Annotated in this window: 12 protein-coding genes; all 12 read right to left on the minus strand. The window is 42.7% G+C overall.

Annotation, left to right across the window (positions count from 1 at the left end; genetic code table 11):
• Positions 1 to 100: 100 nt before the first annotated feature.
• Positions 101 to 343, minus strand: a complete 243-nt coding sequence (gene csrA / locus AC5V8P_RS18565) for a carbon storage regulator CsrA (protein ID WP_064797811.1) — start codon at positions 341 to 343, stop codon at positions 101 to 103.
• On the minus strand, positions 343 to 795 hold the full coding sequence (locus AC5V8P_RS18570; protein ID WP_064797810.1) for a flagellar assembly protein FliW: 453 nt from the start codon (positions 793 to 795) through the stop codon (positions 343 to 345). Before AC5V8P_RS18570 ends, csrA begins: the two co-directional genes overlap by 1 nt.
• Positions 796 to 873: 78 nt before the next feature.
• Entirely contained in the window at positions 874 to 1,782 is a 909-nt protein-coding gene (gene flgL / locus AC5V8P_RS18575) for a flagellar hook-associated protein FlgL (protein WP_064797809.1), read from the minus strand.
• A gap of 28 nt (positions 1,783 to 1,810) precedes the next feature.
• The gene (gene flgK, locus AC5V8P_RS18580) at positions 1,811 to 3,391 is read right to left on the minus strand and encodes a flagellar hook-associated protein FlgK (RefSeq protein ID WP_064797808.1); all 1,581 of its coding nucleotides are present in this window, start codon (positions 3,389 to 3,391) and stop codon (positions 1,811 to 1,813) included.
• Between the two features lie 15 nt (positions 3,392 to 3,406).
• Positions 3,407 to 3,907 (minus strand): flagellar protein FlgN, encoded by a 501-nt coding sequence (locus tag AC5V8P_RS18585; protein WP_064797807.1) that lies wholly within the window; start codon positions 3,905 to 3,907, stop codon positions 3,407 to 3,409.
• A 10-nt stretch (positions 3,908 to 3,917) separates the two neighbouring features.
• Positions 3,918 to 4,193, minus strand: a complete 276-nt coding sequence (gene flgM, locus AC5V8P_RS18590) for a flagellar biosynthesis anti-sigma factor FlgM (protein ID WP_013373392.1) — start codon at positions 4,191 to 4,193, stop codon at positions 3,918 to 3,920.
• A gap of 196 nt (positions 4,194 to 4,389) precedes the next feature.
• A complete protein-coding gene (locus AC5V8P_RS18595) occupies positions 4,390 to 4,800 on the minus strand; it encodes a TIGR03826 family flagellar region protein (protein ID WP_064797806.1) in 411 nt (136 codons plus the stop codon).
• A gap of 742 nt (positions 4,801 to 5,542) precedes the next feature.
• Positions 5,543 to 6,016, minus strand: coding sequence for a LysM peptidoglycan-binding domain-containing protein (locus tag AC5V8P_RS18600; protein ID WP_064797805.1), 474 nt, complete (start codon positions 6,014 to 6,016; stop codon positions 5,543 to 5,545).
• A 383-nt stretch (positions 6,017 to 6,399) separates the two neighbouring features.
• The gene (locus AC5V8P_RS18605) at positions 6,400 to 7,281 is read right to left on the minus strand and encodes a phosphoribosyltransferase family protein (RefSeq protein WP_231116937.1); all 882 of its coding nucleotides are present in this window, start codon (positions 7,279 to 7,281) and stop codon (positions 6,400 to 6,402) included.
• Positions 7,282 to 7,324: 43 nt separating this feature from the next.
• Complete coding sequence (locus AC5V8P_RS18610) at positions 7,325 to 9,436, minus strand: ATP-dependent helicase ComFA (protein ID WP_064797803.1); 2,112 nt, start codon at positions 9,434 to 9,436, stop codon at positions 7,325 to 7,327.
• A 198-nt stretch (positions 9,437 to 9,634) separates the two neighbouring features.
• Positions 9,635 to 10,075, minus strand: coding sequence for a hypothetical protein (locus AC5V8P_RS18615; RefSeq protein ID WP_063212257.1), 441 nt, complete (start codon positions 10,073 to 10,075; stop codon positions 9,635 to 9,637).
• 165 nt (positions 10,076 to 10,240) lie between these two features.
• Positions 10,241 to 10,662, minus strand: a 422-nt coding sequence (locus AC5V8P_RS18620) for a LuxR C-terminal-related transcriptional regulator (protein ID WP_495473767.1), incomplete at its 5' end; no start/stop codon positions are given.

Genomic DNA, 10,662 nt, shown 5'->3' on the forward strand with positions numbered 1-10,662 from the left:
AGATCATCTTTTTCAAGCAGACTAGCCCTTTTTAAAATGTCCTTTACAGAGGGTACAGTTTAGCTTGGGTCAGCTTTTCTATATCGAAAAAGACAGATTCCTACTCGATGCGGTTACCGTCCTTTCCCATATTCAATATTGCAGTTTGAATTGTTTTAAGATCCATTACAGCGCTTTGATTATTGTCCTGAATTGCATCAAAAATTTCTTTACGGTAAATATCTATATCCTTAGGAGCAGATATTCCAATTTTGACGTTGTCTCCTTCAACGGAAAGCACCGTTAATACAATATTATTCTGAATAACGATAGACTCGCCTTTCTTGCGGGACAATACCAGCATTAGGATTCACCGCCTTGCTCTTCCGATTCTACTTCCGACCACAATGCATGTCTGGTCGTATACTCCGAATTTTGCAGAATAATCTGCTTACCTTTTAAATTTTCCGTATTAAAAATGATAGGGGCAATTAAGTTGACCGTTATTTTATCTCTGTTACTATGCCAAGTTACAATACAACGAACTGCAATCTGTTCTCGGGTTATTACTTCGATATCAGCAAGAGCATCATTAGACAACTCAAACTCGTAATCATGTACAAAGTCAAAAGGGTTGATTGTTATGAATGAGATGCCGTCCTCTTCTACAGCACTAAAAATACTGAACATCTCGTTATGTTCCTGTAGCTTAAAATTACGTAAATGCTCAAAACCAGGTATGCCTTTCGGAAAAGTAAAAATTGATTCTGATTGAGATTTTTGTTCAGTTCCATCTATTTCGTGTCTTTGGTTCATCTCTCGTCCTCCTAGAATACTAATAAAAAAGCTACAGACCTTGGTCCATAGCTTCAAAATGTCAAAGAATACGAAATCTTATCTCATAAAATCCATAAGAGATGGCTGCATAATCTGAGCCGATGATTTCAAAGCAGCTTCATATATAGTCTGAGCAGAGGTCGCTTGAATCATCAGGCTTGCTATATCCGCATCCTCAGTCTTAGACTGCAAAGTGGTTAGATTCAAATTACGATCATCCAGACGCGATTGCACTAGCTCCACACGATTGGTGCGCGCTCCAACTTCTGATAAGCTGGATTGCATTTTGGTATAACGAGATTCAATACCTGTGAGCTGACTTGATATCATTGTTTGATTTCCACTAGCCAAGGCTGCACTCAAATTATCCATAATTTTAAAAACATTATCAGCTTCCGTTGATGCTCCAAAGAACTCACTTCCGCTAGTATTGACCCGAAATGTAGATTGATCTCCTATTGCATAATTTACAGCACCTTGATCTGGGTCAATTTGGTCATAACTAGTTATGGTACTCGTAAGCTCATAAGGGGCCTGATCATATTTTTGGCCATTAAAAATATACTTACCACGGATTTGGCTATTCCCGATATTCGTCATTTGCTCCTTAAGCTGATCCACTTCAAGCTTAATTGCATCCAATCCAGCTTGAGGAACAGTACCACTTGAAGCTTGAACTGTCAACTCTTTTAGACGTTTCATCACATCTCCAGCTTGTTGCATAGTTGAGTCTGTAAAGTCCAACCAACTTACAGCTGCATCTGCATTGCTGGAGTACTGCTCATTAGAGGCTAGTTCAGATCTATAGCGAAGGGCATAAGTTACACCTACAGGATCGTCTGAAGGTTTATTGAGCTTACGTCCGGTTGTGATTTGATTTTCCATTTTATTCATATTGCTGTAGTTACGATTCAGGTTATTGAGCGTCTGCATGCTCATCATCCCCGAGGTTACTCGAATCGCCATACGCTACCTCCTACTAATAAAAATAGATTTATAATCCTACACGGCCTGTACTATTAATTAGCTTGTCCAACAACTGATCGAACGTTGTCATGAAACGGGAAGATGCACTATAGGCATGCTGAAACTTGATCAAGTTGGACATCTCCTCATCCAAAGATACCCCACTGACAGATTGTCTGCTTAAATCTACTTGCTCCGTAAGGGTCTGTGCGTTCTGTGATTGACGTTCCGCTTCCTGAGTCTGAACCCCAAGCTGTCCAGCAATAGAGCTAAAATAGTCATCCACTGACGTTGGGCTGGATAAAGCCGCTCCAAAATCAAATTTTACATTTTTCAAATTAGCCATAGCCATAGCTAAAGCGTTGTTCCCGAGGATCACCTTCTCACCGGTCGTTCCCGTACCGTCTACCCGCATTGAAGTTGCAATTTTATTAGGATCACTTTGTATGTCGGGATTTAACGTAATATTGCCAGCTGTAATTGCGGCACCATCTTTAGATGTGAAAAAAGCATCCCCTTTGGTAGGAGTTGTGCCACTAATTGTATAACCCAACTGATGAAGTCCATTAATCCCTTGGACAGTAACTTTCAAATCGCTTGTTAAAGTCCGGTTATTATTTGCATTAGAGTAGGTAACCGCTGAATTATTTGGTCCTGTATTCAATATCGTTCCTTCAGGAAGCACAGTCCCCTTAGGAAGGGTAACTTCAATATTTCCATTGGCCAGCGTGTTCGCCAATTGATTCATTTGGTTTTTGTAATCCGCAACATATCTATCACGTGACAATACCATTCCATAAACTTCGCCGCCAGTTAAGGTACCACCGGTAAAAGCAGCCTGAAGACCATCTGCAGTTACTGGAGTAAGCTCACTACCCGTTACAACTATCTGTCCGGCTACCGTTACTTGATATCCGTTATCTAATTGAGTGACTTGTACGTTAGCCAGTTTAGACAACTTATCAATCGCATAATCTCGCTGGTCTCTTAAGTCATTTGGGTTATCCCCCAAAGACTCTAATTTGGTAATATTACCATTTAAATCTGCTACAGATTGCAGAAGAGAATTCATTTCTGTTGTTTTTAAAGTAATATTACTAGTTAAATCAGTCTCCAGTGCATCAAGCTGCTTGCTTGTTTGATTCAGGGCATCCGTTAAAGCCAACGTAGTCTCTTTGACGATTTTACGGTTAGTTACGTCCTGAGGATCTTGGCTCAAGTCCGACCAAGCATTCCAAAAATTATCCATTACTTTGCGCATACCTGTGTCAGAAGGCTCATTCATAATCGTTTCGAGCTTATTCAGAGTATCGTAGCGGATACTCCATCCACCTAAAGAGGAGTTTTCATTACGATACTGATCGTCCAAAAACGTCTGACGGACACGCTCAATAGCAGTAAATTCCACCCCTGTGCCCATTTGACCTCGTACAACGGAACGGTTCAAACCGTAGGCTTCCATAGAGTCCGAGGCCTTCATACTAACCACTTGTCTGGAGTAACCCGCTGTATTAGCATTTGAGATATTGTGTCCGGTTGTATTTAATGCCGCAGTTTGTGTATTCAAGCTTCTTTTCGCCGTTTCTATACCATGAAATGTTGAAACCATATTTTCCTCCTTCAATTAGGCGCGTGTATCAAATAGCCCCGCTCTTACAGCTGATGTGCTTTTGTCGGCTGGACGCTGATAAACTGCTTCAGATTCCGCATAATACGACATACTCTCAATGGAAAAATCAATATAGGAAAGAGCCTGTTTTATGAGCTGCTGATTCAATTCATTTAATCTTTTCAATTCTACCAGCGTATCTGCAAGATTTTTTTGAATTTGAAGGAGGCGCTGCTTGTCTTCAACATCAAACACAAGACGAGACAACTCCGTAATATTGAGATTCAACTTGGATTTAATACCACGTTCCTGCAAAAATTCATAGGCCGCTTGCAGACGTTGTTCGTCCAACTGTTCAATGTGTCTGGACATCTTCGATTCCTGATTCATGACTAGAATAAGCTGATCTACCTTATTTGATATCAGTGCTTCTTTTTTCTGAGTTCCTAGTGCGATCAACTGCTCATGCGCCTCTCTAAGTTGCTCCAGCACATCCATCAAACGTTCTAAAGGCATATTCCTTCACCTAGCTTTCGGAAGACTGCTTAAAGAAAGGTAACAGCTTCTCTGCAATTTTATCGGCATCCACACGATAGGTTCCAGAAGCTACTTGCTGCTTAAGCTCCTGAATTTTCTTAACGCGGTCTGCATCGCTGCTTCGGTTCAGCATCTCCATTGCTTCTGGAGAAATGGAAACCTCGTCCTTGCGGCGGGATTTTTTTTGCTCCTCTTGACGTCCTGTTTCAATATTTCGTTGATATGGATTGATAGCTCCGATGCGGTTGGTCTCGTTAATTTTCATAACTTCCACCTTCCTTAGTTATTTGATATGGTCAGAATGTATCAGACGACATAGCGTCGAACATGGTTCGTATTATGCCTTACTTCTTTATTTTGTGCATGATTGCTAAAATAAAAAAAACCGATAAGCTCTATAAAGATTATCGGCGGTATTTGAAACTTTTTGAATAGCTGAATGCGTATTTAATTCCCCTGTACTAGTTTCCACGAAGTTTATCCATCGCACTGTAGGTACCTGAGCCCATATTATTACTTTGATCCTGATTGCTACTTTCGCGTACGGCCTGATTCAGGTCTTTAGTCAGGCGTGTTCGACAAGAATCGCACATATGCCCATCACGAATTGGTATCCCACATACCTCGCAAGGATACGTCATATTGGGCGCATTAGCAATGGAAATACGTCCCTCACGTATAAATGTCGTGATTTGTTTGACAGATACACCCGTAGCTTCCGAAAGCTCATGCATATGAATACCTTTATTCTCACGTATATGTTTGACACATTTCTCATATTCGATCTCAATTTCTTTAATGCAGTTCTGGCAGATTCCTCTAACATTCTTAATAAACAGCTTTCCACAACGAGGACAGTTATCCAAATTCATCCTCTGTAGCGCCCCTTTCCAACTTCTGGTCTCTTTAATTACTTTTATCCTTACATTACCTTATAGCGAAGAGCTTCGTCTATCAAATATTTCAAAAAAGTTTTTTAGATTTAACACAATTGCACATTTTATTCGTTATCATAGTAAAAGTATAAGAAGGAAAGATTCAATGAGTGGGAATTTTTCCATTTCTTTGCACAACAACATACAAAAACGTAAAATCCAGGGGCAAACGAGCCCTTATAAACCTAATATATGTGAGTATTTATCGTCCAAATTCACTCCGTAATTTAGATAAAAAAATAAAACAAGCGCCATTCCAGTTATTTTCAGGAATAGCGCTTCATTATCATTAAACAGCTATATATGAATATGGTTAAAATGTAGAAATAAAATGAGGGGAAAACCGGGCGAAACAATCCTCAGAAGAATTCATGTTCACCTGTGCCCCGAATGCCATCAAGCATATGCTGTAAATCCGGGGGATCGGCGTCCATACGAATGCTCCGCACATGGAGTGTGGGTATTCATAAATCTCATACACCTAACATCAATTTAACCTATAACCTATCTGAAATTAAGCTAGATGTACCATCGGAAATTTGCAGCCCAAAAAAACAAGCCATTTTACAAATAATTATTCAAAAAAGCATTGTTTTAATAGAGGCCTTCCCGTATACTATAGTCAAACGCTTGGTTTAATAAATATATTTTATAAAACAGTTTATAATGTTAATGTTAATTATTTAGTTGTATTTGTTTGTGGTACTTGAAGTTCTTGACCAACTTTAACCAAGTTGTTGATTTTCACCAATTCTTCAACAGTTACACCATATTTTTCAGCAATAGAAGCCAATGTGTCGCCTTCTTGAACATTTACAGTGATTGTTTTTACAGTTGTTGCTGGTGTTTCAGTTGTAGTTGCTGCTGGTTTTGTAGTTGTTGTTGTTTGGTTGTTGTTCTCTGTTGTCGATTGAGCAGGTGTTGTAGTTGCTGCATTTTCAGTAGTTTTAGTTCCGAAAACTTTTGCTTCAAATGCTTTTTGCGCTGCTTCTTGTTGTTCTCTCATAATTTGGTCTTCCATTTGCTGCACTTCGTCATCAGAGCTGGATTTCGCCATCACTTGACCTGTTGCAAGTGGACTCAACAAAGATACTGCACCTAAGCTAACAGCCAGCATGCTAGAAACTGCTACTTTTTTCATTACGTTTTTCATGATTTTATTCTCTCCTCTTTTTAGCTTTAAATTTTAATTAACTGCTTTACTACTGAGCGAGACACTCCCAATGTCCGCTCTTTTGTCGTTAGCTAATCACTTATTACCAATCATGTTAGCTATCAACAGAAAGAAATTGTACTCCTCTTTTCCAAAAAAATCAACCTCTAAATTGAAATATTCTGATTTCATCCCTCACTTCCTAACTTTTTGTTCGTCTCTATATTTTTATTATATACCTCTCTCTAGCTTGTTGTCAAATTCTACTGATTGTACGGATTAAAAAGCTTCTGCTCTATCATTTAAGCCTTCTTTCAAAAGAATTATAACCTTTTTTTCATAGTTTCAAGCGCAAAATCATGGAATATAATAGAAATTTGGACTCATGATCTCGCTAAGGATAGGCAAAAAATAGCCAAATGTACTCCTTGTTCTAATGCCTTTTCTCTTAAAACGCGTGCACATGCCTGCAATGTACTCCCTGTCGTATAAATATCATCCACAAGCAAAATTGTAACGGAATACATATTCTCCGCAGCATGTTGAGGTTCGGCTTTTAAAATAAAGCGTTTCATCAAATTCGCCATATTGGGGTGAACAGAAAAAGCATTATTCATTGTATTCATGCGTTCTTTTTTTGATTTAAAGCTTTGTTTGCCTGTATCTTGCGGACGAACAAGCAATGAAAGGAAGGGAAGCTTATTTTGCTTTGCAATTTCTTCTGCCAAAATCTGAGCCTGATTGAAGCCTCGCTCTGTCAGCCTCTTTTTACTTACCGGGACACAGGTCACAATATCTACATCCCACAAAGATCGCTTGAAATGAGTACATTTAGGATCTGCAAATTCATGCCTCATCGCCTGATAGGCTCGGTTCATGACTTCGCCCAGAAGGGGACCAAATTTTTCATTGCCACGATATTTGAACTGTCCAATCCATTCTCTCATCATCGGCGTATAACTGGTTGCACTCCGATTACATACATAGTAACGAGCTAATCGGCCGGGCCTGACGCAATCTGGACAAAACGTCGGACGTCCACAATGAACACAGCGAATGTTGTAAACCCAGGGAATTTGATTCGAGCAACGAGTGCAAAGCCCAGTAAATTCGGAAAAATTGCCTGCAAGAGTGCCACAAGCAACACATGTCTGTGACTGACGATGGAATAACCAATTCAAAAATAGACGGATTCTTGGAGTCATCCCCATACCAAAAAGCACCTTTCCTGGTAGTTTACGTACCGACATTGTTTCAGGTTTCACATTTCCAAAAAAACTTTTTTTATTTAATGCATTTAGTGCTTTATCAATTCAGATATCCTTTTTTCCGAGCCAGTACATTCATATGCTTAATCTGTTTGATTGCTCTCTTTTGGCCGCTAGTCCATTGGGGAGATATAAAAATAACACTTCCGTATGGATCATCCTTAGATCTTCCAGCGCGACCAGCCATTTGGACAAGGGATGCTTCGTCAAAGAGACTGCTGTCCGCATCTAGTACATACACATCACTCCGTGGAACAGTCACTCCCCGCTCCAAAATAGTGGTTGTCACCAGCACACGTATTTCAGTAGTCCGGAATAATTGTACCTTGGCGGTTCGTTCGTCATCCTGCGATGAGGTGCCCGCAATAGGTATATCAGGCAATTGTCTAATCAGCAGTTCCACAAGACCTTGAATATGTGAGATTCGTGTCACAAATAGGAAGATCTGTGCTCCACGTTGAATGGATACGCATAGACGTTGAATAAATGAAACAGGAAGCTGACCTTTTTGCAGCCAATGATGCACTGATGCAGTATCCAAACGCATTGGGACAGGTAGGGGATGACGATGAAAACGAACGGGAACCTTGGCATGTGGCAGTTGACCACGTGCAGCCTCTTTCTGCAAAGGACGTGGTGGCGTAGCAGACAAATAAATAAACTTTCCTTCCCGCTTACATACTGCTTGGGCAGCAAAGGCAAGCATCGGATCATTATGAAAAGGAAACGCATCAATCTCGTCAATTACAACCAAATCAAAGGCCTGGCGATAACGCAACAACTGATGTGTCGTTGCCAGTGTCAACTGTCCTCTTTGCCACCGTTCTGCACTCCCTCCATAAAGCGTCACCATGCTAACCTGGGGGAAGGCAACAGCCAAGCGAGGTGCCAATTCCAACACCACATCGCGGCGCGGTGTTGCTACAAGTGCAGCCCCTCCGCGTTCCAACACATGCTGTAAAAGAGGAAACATCATTTCTGTCTTGCCGGCGCCCGTCACGGCCCAGAGCAGAAAACGTTCAGCCGCAGAATCAGATACTTGTCGGCCAGCGATCCCCCAAGCAGGCTCGTCAGATTTAGGCGAGGACTGCTCGTTGTCGGGAAGAGTGCTACCATGCGTAGCGGAAGTACCTGCATCCTGGCGCCCAAGCAGGCTACGCCAGAATAATTGGCGCGCCCATTGCCACTGGCCTTCCGGACGAGAGGATTTTCGCCCCTCGCCGGGTGGTGCAGCCAAAAAACGCAGCGCTACTTCGGCGGCGGCACGTTGCGCAGGGCTCAGTCCCCAGCGGTCGAGATTCGCCGGCGGGGCAACCTGTGCCGCTCGCGGCATGGCGGGTTTCGCTGTACCGCGCAGCAGCAGCGAGCACTCACGGCTGCGCCCAAGCGCGAGACATGTCTCGCAGTAGGCGCACGCCTTACGGCCGCACGATGCGCAGCTTGTGCGATGCACCTTTCCGCTGCCACAACGGTTGCAGCGGAGTTCATGCCTACGCGCAGCAGACCAACGCGCGCGTGGTGTTGAAGCAAGGCCAGCAGCAAAGCTGAGTCGGCCCTGTAGATATGCAAGTTGCGCAGCTGAACGCCAAGTATGCTCCAAATCCGGCACTGCCTCTGCTAGCAGCGCTTCAGCTTCAGGAACGAGCAACTGGCGCCCTGCCAACAAATGAGTTAGCTCGTTCGCTTGTCGCGTTAAACTTTCCAAATCCAACCCATCCACTCCCGTGAAGAGGTTCATGTTCTGAATTGAACGTACAACTCCTATTGTCTCCCATTCCTTATTCCCATGTGTAGTGCGAGAAGCCCAGCCTTGTCGACAATCCCAAATACATATATTTTCTACTCCTCCAGATAAGATCATCCCTTCTCCATTAGAAGACTCTAGAACCAATTCATTCTTTAGCTGTGCAAGCGTATATTCCCACCATTGCTGATTCCCCCATCGCTCCATATTTGCTAATTCCTTAAATCTCTCACACAGGCTTACTGCCCAGGACAAGGGAAGCTCGTCTCCTAATAACACCCACCTTTCGACAGTATTCTCCTGTTCCTTATCTCGATCCAACCACCATGTCATATCTACTCGAATATCCACAGATAATCGGAGATTCCAATCTCCCTTATACTTGACTGCATATACTGCAATTTTCATTTTCGATCTCTCTCCCATCCATCTTTTTTCGGTTTCTTGTCATCCCGGAAAACGCAAAAAAGCACACTTCCATGGCTACTAGCCTGAAGTGTGCTTCACATCAAACAGATTTCGACGAAATCCCTGTTGTCTTGCATATGCAACTGTCTATAAACATTTATATCTGATTTTAACCACAATGTCCACAGTTCCTTGTCACTAAGGAACAAGTGGGGCACCCGCCAACGGGTTTGCTGTTCTAAGATCAATAACAACCTGTTTTTCACCGCCTGACTTCGGCAATACCGGGTTCCCCGGTGAAAAACGACGTGAGATGACTGAAACATCCATATGACTATAGCGCACCAGTCGGGTCAGAATCGGTAGCGTATCGTCTATAGATTCATCATCCAGTACCGTTACATGCAACGGCCTCCGGTGTAGCCAGGCAAGTATGCTCAATGAACGCATCACCCATTCCACACGATCTCCGTCATTGGATGTGATCACAATATAGCGAGTCGCACGACGATCCGGCGATGCCGCATGTGCATCTTCGCCATTGTGATAAGCCTGAACCGCCTGTCGTATATACATAAGATGCACGACTGCGGCTCCCACACCGTATATAAGCAATATCCAAACCAAGTGAGCCGTCACGAGGGTTCCACCTCCTCCTATAGCGACAATATATGCCGTATAACAGGAAGAGGTGTCACGGTTATGTACTGGACTTCCGTACGAGCGGATATCTCGCTCCAAAAGAGGGGCGTACAGCTTCATACCTAGGCAACTGAGTGGTCTAATGTATGAAATAACTACACTTTACAGCGTAACCCATCCATATTTGATGGAGTTAATAACGGCTTGGGTACGATCATCAACCTCCATTTTTTGCAGAATACTGCTGACATGGTTTTTGACCGTTTTCTCGCTTATGAATAAATATTCACCAATCATCTTATTGCTCTTGCCTTCAGCCATCAGACGCAGCACTTCTGCTTCACGGCGGGTCAGCGGGTTATTTTCACCTGCGACAAACTTCACGCCTGCTTCCTTAGTATGGCCTTCCGCCATAGCACCTGTTTCATTCAGGTAAGTCATCCGGCGAAGCTGCTGAATAAGCTTGCCCGTTACTTTTGGATGGATAAATGCATATCCTTCATGTACGGAACGAATGGCATTGATGAGAGACTCGGCCTCCATATCTTTTAACAGATAGCCATTGGCTCCCTTGCGCAACGTCT

Source organism: Paenibacillus sp. N119s (assembly GCF_059447605.1).